Raw genomic sequence first — 19,013 nt, 5'->3', positions numbered from 1 at the left:
ATGATACATATAGTATTATTTGGTCCACCAGGATGTGGAAAAGGGACTCAAGCAAGAATTTTAAAAAAAAAATTTGGATTGATTCATTTATCTACTGGCGTCATGTTTAGACATCATATAAAGTGTCAAACAAGTTTAGGAAAACTGGTTCGTTATTATCTTAAAAAAGGATTGTTAGTTCCTGATCGGATTACTACAAATATGTTGAATGTAGAAATAAAAAAATCTATTTCATCTAGGGGGATTATTTATGATGGATATCCAAGAACAAAAAATCAAGTTTTTTCTTTAGAGGAAATATTAAAAGAGAAATCTATAGGAAAAATAGATATAATTTTTGATTTTTCTATTGAAAAAAACTTGTTAATTAATAGATTATTGAATAGAGGAAAAATAAGTTATCGTGATGATGATACGGATATTATAACAGTTAAAAAAAGAATAGAAGAATATGAGAAAGAAACTGCATGTATTTGGAATGAAGAAAAATGGAAAAATATTATTGTAAAAGTTAAAGCTTCTTTTTCTATAGAAGATGTATCTCTTTTTATTGAAAAAAAAATCATGAATTTTTTTGAATGAAAGATAATTTCATAGATCTTATCAAGATTTATTGTAAAAGTGGAGATGGAGGAAAAGGAGCCATTCACTTTCATAGAGGAAAATCTATAAGTAGAGGAGTATCTGATGGTGGAAATGGAGGAAAAGGAGGAGATATTATTATGCGAGGGAATTCTAATATTCATACATTTTTTCATTTAAAATACAAGAGACATTGGATCGCATATTCTGGTTCTCCAGGAAAGAAAAAAAATTTAACCGGAGCTAATGGAAAAGATTTATTCATAGAAGTTCCTATAGGAACTATTGTTAAAGATAGTAATCAAAACATATTAGCAGAATTTACTAGAAATTTTCAAGAAAAAGTTTTATTCCAAGGAGGAATAGGTGGAAAAGGGAATGCTTTTTTTAAGAGTTCAAAAAGAAGGTCTCCTCGTTATGCACAATCTGGAATAAAGACTAAGGGAAGTTGGATAATTTTGGAATTGAAAATACTAGCAGACGTTGGAATTATTGGATTTCCTAACACAGGAAAATCCACTTTACTATCCAAAATTACAAGAGCAAGACCAAAAATAGGAAATTTTTGTTTTACTACTACAATTCCAAATTTTGGAATAGTTAAGATGAATTATGATTCATTTACAGTAGCTGATATTCCAGGAATTATAGAAAAAGCTTCTGAAGGAAAAGGGTTAGGATACAATTTTTTAAGACATGTAGAACGTAATTTTATTTTACTATTTTTAATTTCTGCAAATACAGAAAATCAGAAAATGGAATATTTAACTTTATTAAATGAATTAAAAAATTTTAATCCAAAATTATTAAGTAAAAAACGTTTATTAGCTATTTCTAAATCAGATTTGATTGATAAGAGAATGAAAAATAAAATAAAAAAAAATTTTTTCCTTCTAAAAGAAAGTGTTATTTTTATTTCTTCTTTTACAGGAGACGGAATCCTTCAGCTAAAAAAGGAATTATGGAATTCGGTTAGGGAGAATGAAAAAAAAAAATAAGGACTACAATCCGTTAAATTTTTCTATAACCATTTCTTTATCTATGTTTAATATTTGATTTTTATTTATCTCTTCTATATTAAACATGTAGTCTACAAATATTCTTTCACAGAAAGAACGTAATCCCCTTGCACCTAAACCCAATTCAAGGGTTTTATTTATTATCATATCTAAAACTTCATCTGTCACTTCAATAGAGATTTGATCCAAATCAAATAGTTTTTTATATTGTTTAATTAAAGAATTTTTTGGTTCTATCAATATTTTTTTTAACATAATTTTATCTAATGAATTTAGATAAGTAATAATAGGGAACCTTCCTATAAGTTCGGGGATCAATCCAAATTTTCTTAAGTCGTTAGCAGTAATATTTTTCAAAAAATTTTTTTCATTTTTATTTTTTTTATTAGGATTAATAAATCCTATAGAAAATTGATGAATTCTGTCAGATATAATGTTTTCTATTCCGTCGAATGTTCCCCCAGCAATAAATAAGATGTTCTCCGTATTAATTGGTATCATTTTTTGATCTGGATGTTTCCGTCCTCCTTGTGGAGGAACGTTAATAATTGATCCTTCTAGGATTTTTAGCAAAGCTTGCTGAACTCCTTCTCCAGATACATCTCTAGTGAGAGATGGATTATTTTTTTTTCTAGAAATTTTATCTATTTCGTCTATAAATACAATTCCTTTTTCCGCGGAACTTACATCGTAATTGGCTGATTGCAATAATCTAGTTAAAATAGATTCTACATCTTCTCCTACATATCCTGCTTCAGTTAATGCTGTAGCATCTGCTATGGTAAAAGGAATTTTTAAAAGTTTAGAAATACTTTTGGCAAGTAATGTTTTTCCCGTTCCTGTATTTCCTATTAATAAAATATTAGATTTTTCTATTTCTACATCATTATTTCCTTCTTTTTTATTAAGAAAATGGATTAGACGTTTGTAATGATTATATACAGCCACAGATATAATCTTTTTCGCTTCATTTTGTCCTATCACATATTTATCTAGAAATTTTTTTATTTCTTTTGGCTTCTTTATTTCTATTGTTTTTTTTTCTTCCACATTTTTTTTTTCCGTAGAAAATTGTCTGTGAATTATGGAGTATGTTTTTTCTATACAAAAATTGCAAATATGGCCACTCATACCTGATATGAGAAAGGTAATTTCATTTTTTTTTCTTCCACAAAAATTGCATTTTAATGAATCTTCCATAAATTTTTCAAGATTCTTTCTAATAGAATAGAAAGGAGCAAGCGAATCTACATCACATCGCTACAACCTAATTACCTTTGCTGTGTTCCCACCCTAGAGGATTGTATAGGGAGCTGATTGTGTAGAACTTGCTCCAAGTTTGGCAAATATAAAAAAAAATTATAAATTCTTCCTTTTCCAATTTTCAATTCGAAATGAAATCCAGTATAAAATACGGAAAAGTTTTTTCACAAAATTTTTTATGGAAACAAAATATGTTTTTGTTACAGGAGGAGTAACTTCTTCCTTAGGAAAGGGAATTGTATCTGCTTCTTTAGGTATGTTATTAAAGCGTAGAGGTTATAAAGTCACTATTCAAAAAATGGATCCTTATTTCAATATAGATCCAGGGACCATAAATCCTTATGAACATGGAGAGTGTTTTGTAACTAGAGATGGAGCGGAAACAGATTTAGATTTAGGACATTATGAACGTTTTTTAGATCAACCAACAACAAAAAATAATAATGTTACATCTGGGATGATATATAAAACCGTTATTGATAATGAGAGAAGAGGAATTTATTTAGGAGAAACAGTACAAGTCATCCCTCATATAACTAATGAAATTAAAAAACGTATTAAAGAGCTTGGAAAAACTAATGATTATGACATTATTATTACTGAAATAGGAGGTACAGTAGGAGATATAGAAATTCTTCCTTATATCGAGACTGTTCGTCAATTAAAATGGGAATTAGGAGAATCCAATGGATTGGTTGTTCATCTAACTTTATTACCTTATATATCAGTAACTGGAGAAATAAAAACAAAACCTACACAACATTCTGTTAGAAATTTAATGGAAAATGGAATTCAAGCAGATATTTTAGTTTGTAGAACAGAAAAACATATATCTAAAGGCATTCGTAATAAATTGGCTTTATTTTGTAATGTCAAACCAGAAAATGTAATTGAATCTATCAATACTAAAATTATTTATGATATTCCATGTTTGTTACATGTACAAAATTTTGATAGAGTAGTTTTAAATCATTTAAATTTGTCCACTTTGATTACTCCGAATTTGAAAAAATGGAAAATTTTTTTGAAAAAGTATAAAAATCCTAAATGTGAAATAAGAATTGCTCTAGTTGGAAAATATGTTTCTTTGCATGATTCGTATAAATCTATTACAGAAGCATTAATTCACGCTGGAACAGTCAATGAAACTTATGTAAATATAAAATGGATTTATTCCGGAATGATCAAAGAAAAAAATATAAAAGAATATTTTGAGGGAATTTCTGGAATTTTAATTGCTCCTGGATTTGGAAATAGAGGGATAGAAGGAAAAATATTAGCTGCCAAATATGCTAGAGAAAATAAAATTCCTTTTTTAGGCATATGTTTAGGAATGCAAATAGCCGTAATAGAGTTTGCTAGAAATGTATTGAAAATACAAGAAGCAGAAAGTTCTGAAACTAATCCAAAAACTTCTCATCCAGTTATTAGTTTAATGAAAGAACAAAAAAATATCATGCAAAAGGGTGGAACAATGAGACTAGGAGATTGGAAATGCTCTTTAATAGAGACATCTAAAATTTTTTCTATTTATGGAAAGAAAGACATTTTTGAAAGACATCGTCATAGATATGAATTTAATAACGCCTATTTAGAAAGTTTTTCTAATGCCGGTATGAAGGTCGTAGGAATAAATCCAGAAACAGGTTTGGTAGAAGCCATCGAATTAGATAATCATGTTTTTTTCTTAGGAGTTCAGTATCATCCTGAGTATAATAGCACTGTGACACATCCTCATCCTTTGTTTACTTATTTTGTACAAATTTCTAAAAATTATAAATCATTTGATTCTCAGAATTATCATTATGTATGAAGGAAAAAAATTTGGATTATAATTCGATAATTGGTTTATTTCTTATATTGTTAATTTTAACTGTTTTTACATATTTTAACACATATAATGATAAAGAATTTCTATCAAATAGATTCGCAGAAGAAAAAAGAATTTCCTCATTTGATAAATTATCTTTTGTTTCAAAAAAAAAATCAAAAAATGATTGTGTATTAGAAAATGAAGTTTTAAGACTAAGGATCTCTAGTTTAGGAGGAATGATCAATGAAGTTTTTTTAAAAAAATACAAAGCCTATGATCTTATTCATGTATCACATAATAAAAATCTTTACTTAATCAAAGATTCTAGTTTTTTATATAAAATGATTTTTTGGGTTAATTCTAATAAGAAACATTTTAAAAAAAATCTAATCTCTACAGATACTTTATATTTTCATCCTTTTTTTTTTCAGAAAAGAGGAAAACTTATGATTTTAATTATGAGGGCTCGTAATCCTTATGGCGTAGGTTTCATCGATCATATATACACTTTAAATGAAGGTTCTCAATACCATGTAGATTTTCATGTACGAACAGTGAATTTATTTCCTTCCATAGGAAAGAAAACTATTTCCATTAATTTAGAACAAAAAGTTTTTTCTCTAGAAAAGGATAGAAATTGGGAAAATTCTTACACACAAATTTATTATTCTCATAATAAAAATTCTCATTCAAAGGTTCAATCCTTATCCGAAAAAAAATCAGAAGAAAGGAATATATATAATTTGAATTGGATAGCTCATAAACAACAATTTTTTGCAACAATTTTTATCCCAAAAAAACCTTTAAAAAATTTTTTTATACGTTCTGAAAATTTTCCTTCAGGAATTTTTTTAAAGAAAATTCAATCCAATATCTTATTAAAGATAAAAGAACATGAAGAGATAAATATCCCTTTTCAATTATATTTTGGACCTTTAGATTTTTCTTTATTAAAAAAGCTTGATCAAAAAATAGAAAATATTATTCCATTCGGTTGGGGTTTTTTAAAATGGATTAATAAATATTTCTTTTTAGTCATTTTTCAATTTTTAGAAAAAACAAATTTGAATTATGGAGTCATTATTATTTTAATGACAATTGTAGTAAAATTAATATTATCACCAATAACTTATAAACAATATAAGTTAAGTGCTATGATGAAGTTGATTCGTCCAGAAATCGACGAGATTAATAAGAAATTTAGAAATTCTGATCCACTAAAAAAACAAAGAGCCATGATGGAACTATATCAAAAAGCCGGGATAAACCCAATGTCTGGATGTTTTTCTGCACTATTTCAAATTCCTATTTTTTACTCTTTATTTAAATTTTTTCCAACTTTGATTAATCTCAGAGGAAAATCTTTTTTTTGGGTAGATGATCTTACATCATATGACTCTATTTTAGAATTACCATTTTCTATTCCTTTTTATGGAAATCATGTGAGTTTACTTACATTATTGTATTCACTTGCTCTTTTAATTTATACAAAAATAAGTAATAATGTAAGTAGTAACGATCCTCTAATCAATCAAAAAAATGCATCAGATATGCCTTTTATATTATATTTAATGCCTATCATAATGCTTCTATTTATAAATAGTTACGCATCTGGACTTTCTCTTTATTATTTTATATCTAATATTATTAATATTGGTTTAATTTTTTTTATTAAAAAATTCCTATTAGATGAAAATAAAATCCGTCAAAAAATTCAAGAAAATAAAAAAAAACCAACAAAACGTCATTATTGGAAATATAGAATAAAAGAAATCATGAAAAAGAAAAAAGATTTCTGATTTTTAAAAAATCAATTGTACTTCTTTTTGAGAAAAGAAAAAAAATTTTTTTTTCTTATTAAATTCAATCACTAAATTTCCTCTTTTTGTTATATTTCGAATAATTCCTTTATATAATCCATTTATTTCACAATGAACATTTTTTTTTATATAGAAAAAAGAGATTTTATCTTTCATATAAAGATGACTTACGTAATAATCTCTTATATTTGATTCTCCTTGAATTGTAAAAAGAAAATATTCTTTTTGTATGGAATAAATTATATTATAAAATAATTTGTCTAATTCAAAATCCTTGTTAAGAATTTTTTTTAAAGAAGTAGCTTGAAATTTATAATCAAATTTTAGTTGATTCACATTTAATCCTATTCCAGCAATTGTTGTATGTATTTTCTTATGAAAGACTTTATTCTCAATTAATATTCCTCCTATTTTTTTGTTCATTAAAATAATGTCATTAGGCCATTTAATCCAAATAAATTTGCTATAACTAAATAAAGTTTTATGAATAGCGTTACTTATAATCATATTCATGATATATCCTTTATCAATAGATAAGGTAATCGATTTAAAAAAAATGCTAAAAGTTAAATTTTTTCCTTTTTCTGTTTTCCATAAGTTTTTACCGACTCCTCTTCCATTTGTTTGATGCATGGACCAAATAACAGTCCAGTTATTCATCCATTTTGAAATGTTCCTTTTTATGTATTGATTAGTAGAATCAACTTTTTTTAGAAAAATTAAATATATTGGCCAAATAAATCTTTTCAAAATATTTTATGTTGAAAAATTTAACTTCTTTAAAGTGAAAACCTTATTTTTGTTTTTGAGTTAGTTAGTAAAAAAAACACTGAAAAAGTAAATTACTAGAATATTTCTACTAAAAAAAATCCGTTTTGCTATTAAAAAAAATTATAGAAGGAATTCAAATGGTAAAAGGTGAAGATATTTCTGTTTTAAACTTTAGAAATAATTTTGTTTGTGATTATTTTGTTGTTTGTAATGGAGAATCTCAAAATCAAGTTTATGCCATATATAGATCTATAGAAAAGATTACAATGAAAGAGTTAAAAGAAAAACCTTGGCATATAGAAGGTTTAAAAAATAGAGAATGGATATTGATAGATTATGTTTCTATTGTTGTACATGTTTTTCAAAAAAAAGTCAGATTATATTATAACATAGAAAACATTTGGAAAAAAAATTTATAGCCATGCTTGATTTATATTTAAATAAATGAAGAAAACCTATGATAGATAAAAAAGTAAAAAGTAAAAACAACTTTTTTTGGATATATGCAATTATATTGGCCATATTTTTAGGGATATTTTTCTTTAAATCTTCTTTTTCTAATCCGAGAAAAATTGATCAAGATACTTTTTTTGATATTCTTATGAAAGGAGAAGTACAGAAAATTATAGTCAAACATAGGGAAATTGTACATGTTTATTTAAAAAAAGAATTTTTACCATCTCATGATATTTTTATTAATCCACATGATATAATCAAAAGTGATCGCAGAAAGAAGTTTATTTCGCATTCTTTACAATATGAATTTGAAATAGGAGATTTGCAATTTTTTCAGAAAAAATTTGAAGAATATAAAAAAAAATATAATCTAGATACTCTGATTGATTTTAAAAATCAGCAAGATTATACTATTACAAAATTTTTTTTTGATTATGGAATATTCTTTATTTTGTTGATTATTTTCTGGGTTTTTATTTTTCGTAGAATTGGAGCTACTGGAGGAGGACCTGGAGGACAAATATTTAATATCGGAAAATCTCGAGCTAAGTTATTTGATGAAAATAATAATGTGAAAATAACATTTAAAGATGTAGCTGGTTTGGATGGAGCTAAAGAAGAAGTACAAGAAATTGTAGAATTTTTGAAAAGTCCTCAAAAGTATACTAAGTTAGGAGGAAAAATTCCGAAAGGTGCCCTGTTAATAGGTCCTCCTGGAACTGGAAAAACTTTATTAGCAAAAGCTGTAGCTGGAGAGGCGAAAGTCCCTTTTTTTTCCTTATCTGGTTCTGATTTTGTAGAAATGTTTGTAGGAGTTGGAGCTTCTAGAGTAAGAGATTTATTCGAAAAAGCAAAAGATAAATCACCCTGTATCATATTTATTGATGAAATAGACGCCATAGGAAGAGCTAGAGGAAAAAGTAGTATAGCAGGATCTAATGATGAAAGAGAAAATACTTTAAATCAATTACTTACAGAAATGGATGGATTTGGAACTCACACAAATGTTATTGTACTAGCTGCTACAAATAGATCCGATATATTAGATAAAGCCTTGCTTCGTCCAGGTAGATTTGATCGCACTATATTAGTAGATCCACCAGAATTGAATGAAAGAAAAGAAATATTTCGTGTTCATTTACAAAGACTTGTATTATCTAGTAAGGTAGATATAGATTTTTTAGCTAAACAAACCCCAGGATTTAGTGGAGCAGATATAGCAAATATTTGTAATGAATCAGCTCTTATCGCAGCGAGAAAAAATAGATCTAAGATAGAAAATCAAGATTTTTTAGACGCTATAGATCGTATTATAGGAGGACTGGAGAAAAAAAATAAAATAATAAAACCAAATGAGAAAAAAAGAATAGCTTATCATGAAGCGGGACATGCCACTGTCAGTTGGTTGTTGGAACACGCGGCTCCTTTGGTCAAAGTAACTATAGTTCCCAGAGGAAAATCTTTGGGATCCGCTTGGTATCTTCCAGAAGAAAGACAACTTACTACTCCAGAACAAATGAAGGACGAAATTTGTGCTTTATTAGGAGGAAGATCTGCAGAAGAAGTGATTTTCAGAAATATTTCAACAGGTGCGTTGAATGATTTGGAAAGAGTTACAAGACAAGCACAATCTATGGTAGCTATTTTCGGATTAAATGAAAGAATTGGAAATATTTCTTATTATGATTCTACGGGGCAAAGTGAATTTTCTTTTTCTAAACCTTATAGTGAAAAAACTGCACAAATCATAGATGAAGAAATCTCTAAAATTATTTCTGAACAATATCAAAGAGCCAAAAATCTATTAATAAGTCATGAAAAAAAATTATCCATGTTAGCTAACGAACTTCTAGAAAAAGAAGTAATCTTCAGAGAAGATTTGAAAAAAATTTTTGGGGAAAGACCTTTTTCAGAGGATTTAGGAGATATTTTGACTACAGTCAGTGATCTTCCTTCTTCTTAAAAGAATATTGTTAATGAAGAAAAAAAAGAAATTAGACTTCCTAATAAGATTTCTCACCGGATTGATTTATATTTTTTTAATTATTTTTTCTATAAAAGAAGGAGAAAAAATTTTCAGAATTGTAATGATGATATTATCATTTTTTTGTTTATTTGAGTTTTTAGTTATTTTAAAAACGAATACTTTTTTGATTAAAATAGCTTCATTTTTTCTACTTTTTTCGATATGTTTAGATTTTTTAAGAAAGGAAGGTTTAATTTTATATATTATATGTTTTATTCCATATTCTATAATATTTTTTACCATTCAATTATTTTCTAAAACTTCTTCTCATAAAGAAAAAATCACACAAATCAGTCATTTAATTTTTGGTTTAGTATATATAATTATACCTTTTTTGTTAGCTTCCTATATATACACTATATATGGAGGAAAAGAGTTAATTCTGGGAACTTTTATTTTAATATGGACTAATGACACTTTATCCTATTTAATAGGAAGAAAGTGGGGAAAGAGAAAAATAGCTGTATCTATATCTCCTAAGAAATCTGTGGAAGGATTTATAGGAGGTTTATTCTTTTGTTTGATTTTTGGTTTCTTATTATATGAGATATGGAAAGAAAAATATTGGTTCATATTAGCTATTGCTATTCCTATTTTTGCAACTATTGGAGATTTAGTTGAATCCACGATTAAAAGATCTTGTAGTGTCAAGAATTCAGGAATCTGGTTTCCTGGACATGGAGGATTTTTAGATAGATTAGATAGTTTTATATTTGTCATGCCTATTATAGCTACAATAGCTGCTGGTGTGACTCATTTTGTTTATTAGTTGTATCAAGGATTTTTATGATTCATAAGGAAGGTTTTCCTTTTTTAATTTATGTATTAATTTTAATATTAATAGGGATTTCTATTTCCGCAATTTTATTTTCTAAACTTCTCAATTTATTTATTTTTTTATTTTCTATTGTGTTGTATTGTTTTCTTATTTTTTTTTTCAGAAATCCTAGAAGAATAATATCTATAAGTCATTATAAAGATGAAAAAAAAGTGCTTTCTCCTGCTGATGGAAAAGTCATAGGAATACAAAAAACTTTGGAAAACGAATTTCTAAAGAAAAAATGTATATGCATATCTATTTTTATGTCTCCTTTAGATGTTCATATAAATAGATTTCCAGTATCTGGAAAAATAATTTATGCAAAATATCATCCAGGAAAATACTGGTTAGCATGGGATAAAAAAGCTTCATTAAATAATGAACGGACCACTACTGTAGTAAAAACGAAAACAAAAAAAGAAATCCTATTTCGACAAATAGCAGGATTTTTAGCCCGTCGTATAGTTTTTTATGCAAAAAAAAATTCTTTAGCAAAAAAGGGAGAAGAATTTGGATTTATTAAGTTCGGATCCAGAGTAGATATTTATTTACCATTAAATACTATCATTCTGATAAAGAAAGGAGAGAAAGTAATTGGTGGAAAAACTGTTATTTCTGTTATTCCACAATAATAAATTCTTCTCCTTTTTCTAAATATAATAGATCATAGATCTAAAAAGATATTTCATTTTACTTCTTCATAATCCACATCCTGTACGTTTTCATTTCCTTTATTATTTTTTTCTTTATTTTCAGAATTATCTGTATGGCTCTTTGTTTTTGAAGCAGCGTAGATTTCTTGGGAAGCATTTGTCCAAGCTTCGTTTAATTTTTTCATACAAATTTCAATTTTCGAAAAGTCTTTTTTAGAATATGCTTGTTTTAATTCTTCCAAAGAATTTTCTATATTTTTTTTATTATTATTAGATAATTTATTTTCATAATCTTTTAGTTGTTTTTCTGATTGAAAAATTTGATTATCTGCGGCATTTAATTGATCTATTTCTCCTTTAATTTTTTCATCTTTTTGAGCATTTTCTTCTGCTTCTTTTTTCATTTTTTCTATTTCATCTTGACTTAATCCAGATGAGGTTTCAATACGTATAGATTGTTCTTTTCCAGTTCCTTTATCTTTTGCAGAAACATGAAGTATTCCATTTGCATCAATATCAAAACTTACTTCTATTTGAGGGATTCCTCTAGGAGCAGGAGGAATATCTACTAAATCAAATCGTCCTATTTCCTTATTGTCATTAAACATAGGTCTTTCCCCTTGTCCTACTCTTATAGTTACTGCAGATTGATTATCTGCTGCTGTAGAAAAAATCTCTGATTTTTTAGTAGGAATAGTAGTATTGGATTCAATCAGTTTTGTAAAAACACCACCTAAAGTTTCAATCCCTAAAGATAAAGGAGTTACATCAAGTAACAAAACATTTTGAACATCTCCAGTTAAAACTCCTCCTTGAATAGCGGCCCCAATAGCAACCACTTCGTCTGGATTAACTCCTTTGGATGGTTTTCTTTGAAAAAAATTTTCAACTCTTTCCTGTACCTTAGGAATCCGTGTAGATCCTCCTACTAAAATAATCTCATCAATATCTTTAGTAGATAGTCCAGCATCTTTTAATGCTTTAGTGCAAGGATTAATAGATCTACGTATTAAATTTTCAGACAATTGTTCAAATTTAGCACGAGTTAATGTAAGAACTAAATGTTTTGGACCTGATTCTGTAGCTGTAATATATGGTAAATTAATCTCCGTCTGAATTGAAGAAGATAATTCAATTTTTGCTTTTTCAGAAGCTTCTTTTAAACGTTGTAACGCCATAGGATCTTTTCTTAAATCTATTCCTTCTTTAGATTTAAATTCATTTGCGAGGTAATCTATAATAACTTGATCAAAATCATCTCCTCCTAAATGAGTATCTCCATTAGTAGAAAGAACTTCAAAAACTCCATCTCCTAGTTCCAATATAGAAACATCAAAAGTTCCTCCTCCTAGATCATATACTGCTATTTTTTTATTTTGATTGCTTTTATCTAATCCATATGCTAATGCAGCCGCAGTAGGTTCATTAATAATTCTTTCTACTTGTAATCCCGCTATTTCTCCCGCCTCTTTAGTAGCCTGCCTTTGAGCATCATTAAAATATGCCGGAACAGTAATCACTGCTTTTTTTACTTCTTTTCCTAAGTAATCCTCAGCGGTTTTTTTCATTTTTTGAAGAATCATAGCAGATATTTCTTGAGGAGCATATAACCGATTTTCTATCTTAACACGAGGTGTGTTATTTCCTCCTTTTTCTACTTTGTAAGGAACATGTTTTAATTCTTCCGTTATTTCAGAATACATTCTTCCCATGAAACGTTTAATCGAGAAAACAGTTTTTTGTGGATTAGTAACTGCTTGTCTTTTTGCCGGATCTCCTATTTTTCTTTCTCCACCTTCTACAAAAGCTACTATAGATGGAGTGGTTCTTTTTCCTTCTGAATTAGGGATGACAATAGGATCATTTATTTCCATGACGGCAATACAAGAATTTGTTGTCCCTAAATCTATTCCTATAATTTTACTCATTTTTATTTTTACATTTTTTCATATATAATCTTTACACACTCCAATCATTATGCCATAATGAAGTTCTAGAATCTATGACAAGAATAAGCTTTTGCATTAACAAAGAAATTGAGTTCTTATATGACAAAAAGTCACTATATTAAATTTTTCTTTGAAAAAATCTTATATTACGGTTAAAATTATAAAAATGGATTCGTTAAGTTTTAAAACTATTTATGGAATAAAAAGTTCTGTTAAGGAAAAAATATGGGTTATAATGGATGCCTCTCATCAATGTCTTGGACGTTTTTCTTCAAAAGTGGCATCAAGGATACGAGGAAAACATAAACCTAGTTTTTCTCCAAATGTGGATTGCGGTGACCATGTTATTGTGATTAATTCTGAGAAAATTAAACTAACTGGAAAAAAATGGAATTACAAAAAATATATTCGTTATACTGGTTATCCCGGAGGACAGAAAATTTCTTCTGTAAAAGAAGTGTTTAATAAAGATTCAAGATTATTAATCTACAAAGCGGTTAAGGGAATGCTTCCAAAAAATCGTTTAAGACATCAAATGATTCAAAATCTTCATATTTATCAGGGATCAAAGCATAAACATCAGGCACAAAAACCTATTTTAATCAAAACAGAATGATACATTCTATAGGAAGAAGGAAAAGGTCTCTTGCTAGAGTATATTTAGAATCAGGAGAAAAACTATCTATTTTAATAAATTCTCAAAACTATGAAAATTTTTTTCCAAAAAGTGTTCACGGAAAAATTTTATATCCATTAAAAAAAATAAATAATCAAAAATTTTACATAAAAATTAAAGTGAATGGAGGAGGTTTTAACGGTCAAGCTGAAGCTATTCGTTTAGCTATATCTCGTGCTCTTTGCAAGTTAGATTCAGCTAACAGAAGTGTATTAAAATCCGATGGACTGTTAACTCGTGATTCTAGAGAAGTTGAAAGGAAAAAATTTGGTAAAAAAAAAGCAAGGAAAAAATTTCAGTTTTCAAAACGTTAGAAAATTATAATAATAATGGAAAAAAAAATTAATACTCAAGATTTATTGAAAGCTGGAGTTCATTTTGGACATATTGCACGTAAATGGAATCCGAATATGCGTCCTTTTATTTTTATGAAAAAAGGAGGAATTCATATTATCGATTTATCAAAAACTATCCAAAAGTTGGAAGAAGCCTGTATAGGTTTAAAAAAGATAGTGTCTATGGGGAAAAAAATTTTATTAGTAGGAACAAAAGCACAGGCAAAAGAAAAAGTTTTTTTCTATGCTAAAAATGTCAATATGCCTTGTGTAACAGAAAGATGGTTAGGAGGTTTTTTAACAAATTTTTCAACTATTCGTAGATCTGTGAAAAAAATGAACAATATAGAAAAAATGAAAAAAAATGGAATACTTGATACTTTATCTAAAAAAGAACGATTATTAATAAGTAGATTATATGCAAAATTGTACAAAAATTTAGGAAGTATATCTTCAATGAACCATTTACCTGGTGGAATTTTTTTAGTAGATCCATATAAAGAAAAAATAGCTTTATCGGAAGCTATAAAATTAAATATACCTGTTTTTGCTATGGTAGATACCAATACAAATCCAAATGAAATTCAATTTCCTATTCCATCTAACGATGATTCTTCTAAATCTATTGACATTATTTTAAAATTTATAACAAAAGCTATTCAAGAAGGTTTGTCTTCTGTGGAGAAAAAAGATAGGAATGAATTAAAAAATAGAAAAATGTCTGAAAAATCATGAAAATTCCAGCCATTCAAATAAAAAAACTTAGAAAATTAACTGGAATTGGAATCATGGATTGCAAAGAAGCTCTGATAAATTCTAATGGAAATCTTGATAAAGCCATTAATTTTTTAAGAAAAAAAGGAGAAAATATTGCGACGAAACGTTCTTTTTTAGAAGTAAAAGAAGGTGCTTTGCATTCTTCTATTAATGATGATCAAACTTTTGGAGTTATTATTGGATTAAGTTGTGAGACTGATTTTCTTTCTAAGAACAAAAATTTTTTGGATTTTTTATCGACCTTATCGAAGATTTCTTTATTATATCATACTAAAAAAAAGTTTTTATCTAGTCTTTATCGTGGGAGAACTATTCAAGACTTGATTATAGAAAAAATGGGAGTAGTAGGCGAAAAAATGGAATTGAAAATATTTGAAAGAATAGAATCTCCATTTGTCACAGGTTATATTCATAATAATCGAAAAATAGCTACTTTAGTAGGGTTTTCTAACCATACTAAAGGGATTAATAAAACTATGGCTAGAGATATTTCTATGCATATCACCGCTATGAATCCTATCGCTATAGATGAGAAAGAAATTCCTGATTCTATTGTAGAAAAAGAAAAAGAAATTATTTCATATCAGGTAGAAAAAGAAAATAAACCAAGTGACATAAAGAAAAAAATTATCTTAGGGAAGGTTAGAAAATTTATATTGGAAAATACTCTTCTCAATCAAAAATTTATAAAAGATAACAAAATTACTATTCGAGAATATATGAATAAATTTAATAAAAATTTGAAGGTACAGATTTATAAAAGGATTACTTTTCCGTAACGAAAGAATGAAGAAATTAATATTGATCATATTAGATGGGTGGGGATTATCCAATCAAAATTCTTTGTATTCTGCTATTTATCAAGCAAAGACTCCGTTTCTAGATTCTTGTTACCAAAAATATCCTTTTAGCCAATTACATGCTTCTGGAATTTCTGTTGGATTACCTGATGGACAAATGGGAAATTCGGAAGTAGGTCATATAAATTTAGGATCTGGGAGAAAAATTATTCAAAGTTTGAAAGAAATAGATAAATCTATTAAAAATAAGATTTTTATGGAAAAAGTTAATCCTGTATTGGATTATGTAATTTCTTCTGGTAGAAAGATTCATTTTATTGGACTATTATCTGATGGAGGAGTTCACTCACATATAAATCATCTTTTTGCTTTATTGGACGCCGCCTATAAAAAAAACATTAAAAATGTATTTATACATGCATTTACGGATGGACGCGATTCTTCTCCTAAAAGTGGAATAAGATATATAAAAAAACTGTTAGAAAAGACAAAAAATTCCGTAGGAAAGTTATCATCTGTTATTGGAAGATATTATTCTATGGATAGAGATAAAAGATGGGAAAGGACTAAAATAGCCTATGATGCTCTTGTTCATTCTAAGGGTTTTTATACTAATAACATTTTAGATTGTGTGGACTCTTTTTATAATAAAGGAATAACTGATGAATTTATAACTCCTATAATAGTTGGAGATCAATGTGGAAATTCTTTTTCCAGAATAGAAAAAGGTGATATTGTTCTTTGCTTTAATTTTCGTTCAGATCGTTCAAGACAGATTACTGAATTGTTAACAACCAATCATCATAGCAGTAGCAGCATTAGTTCTTCTTTCCATATGAATAAGATGAATTTATACTATGTAACAATGACATGTTATAATCCTGTATATAAGAATATACATGTCCTTTTTGAAAGAAAAAATTTGTCAAATACTTTGGGGGAAATCTTAGAAAAAAATGGAAAAAAACAAATTCGTATTGCTGAAACAGAAAAATACCCCCATGTAACTTTTTTCTTTTCAGGAGGCCGTGAAAAACCTTTTAATGGAGAAACTCGTATTTTATGCGAATCTCCTAAAATTTCTACTTATGATTTAAAACCAGAAATGAGTGCAAAAGAAATAGTGAATAAAATTCTTCCTGAATTAAGGAAAAAAGAAACAGATTTTATCTGTTTAAATTTTGCTAATCCAGATATGGTAGGTCACACTGGAAAAATGCTTGAAACTATCAAAGCCTGTGAATTTGTTGATCATTGTACGAAAGTTTGTTCTGAAGAAGCCATAAAAAATTCGTATACAGTAGTTATAGTTGGAGATCATGGAAATGCTGATTGCATGATTAATCTAGATGGAAGTCCTAATACCACTCATACAAATTCATTAGTTCCTTTCATTCTTTTAGATCCAAAATTTATAATGAAAAACGTATTAAGAAGAGAAGCTGTTTTAGCTGATGTTTCTCCGACTATCCTTCAATTAATGGGATTACCTAAACCTTGTATCATGAGTGGAGAATCTATAATAAAAGTATTATGATAAAAACCATTGAGGAAATAATTCTTATCAAAAAAAGCGCATTATTAGCATCTAAAACATTGGGAATGTTGGCTAAAAAAGTGAAACCTGGTATCAGTACACTTTATTTAGATCATCTTGCAGAAAGTTTTATTCGTGATCATGGTGGAATTCCGGCTTTTTTAGGTCTATATAATTATCCAAATACTTTATGTGTTTCTCCTAATTCTCAAGTTGTACATGGAGTTCCAAATAAAAAACCTTTATGTGATGGAGATATATTATCTATAGATTGCGGGGTTTATATGAATGGTTTTTATGGAGAACACGCTTATACATTTGAAGTAGGAGAAGTCTCAAATACTGTCAGAAAATTCCTTGAATGTTCCAAAGAATCTTTGTATATAGGTATATCTAAATGTAAACAGGGAAATTTTATTGGAGATATAGGTTATTCTATACAAACTTGTATCGAAAATTATGGATTTAGCGTTGTAAAAGATCTCGTTGGACATGGTTTAGGAAAAAAAATGCATGAAGATCCTCAAATTCCTAATTTTGGTGAAAAAGGAAAAGGATTAAAATTAGAAGAAGGTTTTGTTTTATCGATAGAACCCATGGTAAATAGAGGAAATCCAGAAGTTATTTTTCATGATGATGGATGGACTGTGAGTACTTCAGACAAAGATATATCCGCACATTTTGAACACAATGTAGCCATTGTAGATGGATCCCCATGTTTACTTTCTACTTACCGTTACATATATCAAGAACTTAATATTCAATCTTTTGAAGAAGAGCCTTTTCAAAACGAAAAAATTAAGTAATTTTACTTCTTGAATAATATAATTTTCGTTCTAATTTTAAAGATATATGCCGACCATACAACAATTAATTAGAAAAGGTAGAACTTCCGTTTCTAGAAAAAGAAAATCTGTGGCTTTGGGATTTTGTCCTCAACGAAGAGGAGTATGTATACGTGTTTATACTACTACTCCAAAAAAACCAAATTCTGCTATGCGAAAAGTAGCTCGTGTTCGTTTTACAAATGGAAAAGAAGTTATTAGCTATATTGCTGGAGAAGGACATAATCTTCAAGAGCATTCTATAGTTTTAGTGAAAGGTGGAAGAGTTAAAGATTTACCAGGAGTAAAATATAAGATAATACGTGGAGCTAGAGATACTGCTGGAGTAAATGGAAGAAAAAAAAGTAGAAGTAAGTATGGAGCTAAAATAGAAAAGAAAAAATAAAAAATGAGAAAAACGAAGAGAAAAAGAAAAGTATATTTTCCTGATCCAAAATTTAACGATTCTTTGGTGACGCGTTTTGTTAATCATTTGATGAAAAATGGGAAAAAAAATTTAGCCTATAAAATATTTTATAAGGCTATGGAAAAAATAGAATTTATAAAGGAAAAGGAAGAAAAATCTGCGTTAGAAATATGGAAAGAAGGATTAAAAAATGTAATGCCTCATGTAGAAGTAAGAAGTCGTCGTATGGGAGGAGCTAATATTCAAGTTCCTGTTCCTATTTCTTCTAATAGTAAAATAACCAAAGCAATGAAATTGCTTATCTCTTGTGCTTCTGTTAGAAATGAAAAAACAATGGCTAGTAAATTAGCTTCTGAAATATTGGATGCTTTTAGAGAACAGGGAGAAGCAGTAAAAAGAAAAGAAAGTATACATAAAATGGCTGAAGCTAATAAAGCTTTTTCACATTTTAGATTTTAATTAATA

The 19,013-nt window shown here is 27.7% G+C and carries 19 protein-coding genes; 16 read left to right on the top strand and 3 right to left on the bottom strand.

Translation table 11 applies throughout. The annotated features are described in order from the left end of the window. Together H0H45_RS02100 and obgE are read left to right on the top strand one after the other, a co-directional pair. On the top strand, positions 1-582 hold the full coding sequence (locus H0H45_RS02100; protein WP_185866421.1) for an adenylate kinase family protein: 582 nt from the start codon (positions 1-3) through the stop codon (positions 580-582). After that, a complete protein-coding gene (gene obgE / locus H0H45_RS02095) occupies positions 579-1,580 on the top strand; it encodes a GTPase ObgE (protein ID WP_185866420.1) in 1,002 nt (333 codons plus the stop codon). The genes H0H45_RS02100 and obgE overlap by 4 nt, the downstream gene beginning before the upstream one ends. Before the next feature lie 3 nt (positions 1,581-1,583). Here obgE and clpX read toward each other — a convergent pair whose 3' ends face one another. Further along, entirely contained in the window at positions 1,584-2,801 is a 1,218-nt protein-coding gene (gene clpX, locus H0H45_RS02090) for an ATP-dependent Clp protease ATP-binding subunit ClpX (RefSeq protein ID WP_185866419.1), read from the bottom strand. 241 nt (positions 2,802-3,042) lie between these two features. Here clpX and H0H45_RS02085 point away from each other — a divergent pair, with 241 nt between their 5' ends. Both H0H45_RS02085 and yidC read left to right on the top strand, forming a co-directional pair. Further along, on the top strand, positions 3,043-4,677 hold the full coding sequence (locus tag H0H45_RS02085; RefSeq protein ID WP_185866418.1) for a CTP synthase: 1,635 nt from the start codon (positions 3,043-3,045) through the stop codon (positions 4,675-4,677). Further along, a complete protein-coding gene (gene yidC, locus H0H45_RS02080; RefSeq protein WP_185866417.1) occupies positions 4,674-6,476 on the top strand; it encodes a membrane protein insertase YidC in 1,803 nt (600 codons plus the stop codon). The genes H0H45_RS02085 and yidC overlap by 4 nt, the downstream gene beginning before the upstream one ends. Positions 6,477-6,479: 3 nt before the next feature. On the opposite strand, the gene H0H45_RS02075 is transcribed toward yidC, so the two are convergent. Further along, positions 6,480-7,247 carry a biotin--[acetyl-CoA-carboxylase] ligase gene (locus tag H0H45_RS02075; RefSeq protein ID WP_185866416.1) on the bottom strand — a complete coding sequence of 256 codons (768 nt, stop codon included), beginning with the start codon at positions 7,245-7,247 and terminating at the stop codon, positions 6,480-6,482. A 125-nt stretch (positions 7,248-7,372) separates the two neighbouring features. On the opposite strand from H0H45_RS02075, the gene rsfS reads away from it, so the two are divergent. From rsfS to H0H45_RS02055, 4 genes are read left to right on the top strand one after another with little or no spacing between them, the layout of a single operon-like run. Then, a complete protein-coding gene (gene rsfS, locus H0H45_RS02070) occupies positions 7,373-7,687 on the top strand; it encodes a ribosome silencing factor (RefSeq protein WP_185866415.1) in 315 nt (104 codons plus the stop codon). A gap of 38 nt (positions 7,688-7,725) precedes the next feature. Then, positions 7,726-9,687: an ATP-dependent zinc metalloprotease FtsH gene (ftsH, locus tag H0H45_RS02065; protein WP_185866414.1), complete on the top strand. Its 1,962-nt coding sequence runs from the start codon at positions 7,726-7,728 to the stop codon at positions 9,685-9,687. Between the two features lie 13 nt (positions 9,688-9,700). Then, on the top strand, positions 9,701-10,519 hold the full coding sequence (locus H0H45_RS02060) for a phosphatidate cytidylyltransferase (protein ID WP_185866413.1): 819 nt from the start codon (positions 9,701-9,703) through the stop codon (positions 10,517-10,519). Between the two features lie 17 nt (positions 10,520-10,536). After that, a complete protein-coding gene (locus H0H45_RS02055) occupies positions 10,537-11,202 on the top strand; it encodes a phosphatidylserine decarboxylase family protein (RefSeq protein ID WP_185866412.1) in 666 nt (221 codons plus the stop codon). Positions 11,203-11,255: 53 nt separating this feature from the next. Here H0H45_RS02055 and dnaK read toward each other — a convergent pair whose 3' ends face one another. Continuing rightward, entirely contained in the window at positions 11,256-13,151 is a 1,896-nt protein-coding gene (dnaK, locus tag H0H45_RS02050; RefSeq protein WP_185866411.1) for a molecular chaperone DnaK, read from the bottom strand. Between the two features lie 187 nt (positions 13,152-13,338). On the opposite strand from dnaK, the gene rplM reads away from it, so the two are divergent. From rplM to rpsG, 8 genes are read left to right on the top strand one after another with little or no spacing between them, the layout of a single operon-like run. After that, positions 13,339-13,788 carry a 50S ribosomal protein L13 gene (gene rplM / locus H0H45_RS02045; protein WP_185866410.1) on the top strand — a complete coding sequence of 150 codons (450 nt, stop codon included), beginning with the start codon at positions 13,339-13,341 and terminating at the stop codon, positions 13,786-13,788. Further along, positions 13,785-14,162, top strand: a complete 378-nt coding sequence (rpsI, locus tag H0H45_RS02040; RefSeq protein ID WP_185866409.1) for a 30S ribosomal protein S9 — start codon at positions 13,785-13,787, stop codon at positions 14,160-14,162. The genes rplM and rpsI overlap by 4 nt, the downstream gene beginning before the upstream one ends. A gap of 15 nt (positions 14,163-14,177) precedes the next feature. Next, positions 14,178-14,918 (top strand): 30S ribosomal protein S2, encoded by a 741-nt coding sequence (gene rpsB / locus H0H45_RS02035; RefSeq protein WP_185866408.1) that lies wholly within the window; start codon positions 14,178-14,180, stop codon positions 14,916-14,918. Then, complete coding sequence (gene tsf / locus H0H45_RS02030) at positions 14,915-15,739, top strand: translation elongation factor Ts (RefSeq protein ID WP_185866407.1); 825 nt, start codon at positions 14,915-14,917, stop codon at positions 15,737-15,739. The genes rpsB and tsf overlap by 4 nt, the downstream gene beginning before the upstream one ends. A gap of 7 nt (positions 15,740-15,746) precedes the next feature. After that, positions 15,747-17,297: a 2,3-bisphosphoglycerate-independent phosphoglycerate mutase gene (gene gpmI / locus H0H45_RS02025; RefSeq protein WP_185866406.1), complete on the top strand. Its 1,551-nt coding sequence runs from the start codon at positions 15,747-15,749 to the stop codon at positions 17,295-17,297. After that, positions 17,294-18,103: a type I methionyl aminopeptidase gene (gene map, locus H0H45_RS02020; RefSeq protein WP_185866405.1), complete on the top strand. Its 810-nt coding sequence runs from the start codon at positions 17,294-17,296 to the stop codon at positions 18,101-18,103. The genes gpmI and map overlap by 4 nt, the downstream gene beginning before the upstream one ends. A gap of 46 nt (positions 18,104-18,149) precedes the next feature. After that, positions 18,150-18,527: a 30S ribosomal protein S12 gene (gene rpsL / locus H0H45_RS02015; protein WP_185866404.1), complete on the top strand. Its 378-nt coding sequence runs from the start codon at positions 18,150-18,152 to the stop codon at positions 18,525-18,527. A 3-nt stretch (positions 18,528-18,530) separates the two neighbouring features. Beyond that, the gene (gene rpsG, locus H0H45_RS02010) at positions 18,531-19,007 is read left to right on the top strand and encodes a 30S ribosomal protein S7 (RefSeq protein WP_185866403.1); all 477 of its coding nucleotides are present in this window, start codon (positions 18,531-18,533) and stop codon (positions 19,005-19,007) included. Positions 19,008-19,013 lie beyond the last annotated feature (6 nt).

The organism is Blattabacterium cuenoti (assembly GCF_014252095.1).
Lineage (GTDB): Bacteria > Bacteroidota > Bacteroidia > Flavobacteriales > Blattabacteriaceae > Blattabacterium > Blattabacterium cuenoti_F.
The sequence above is the reverse complement of the archived record's forward strand: the minus strand, read 5'-3'. Positions and strand labels throughout refer to the sequence as shown.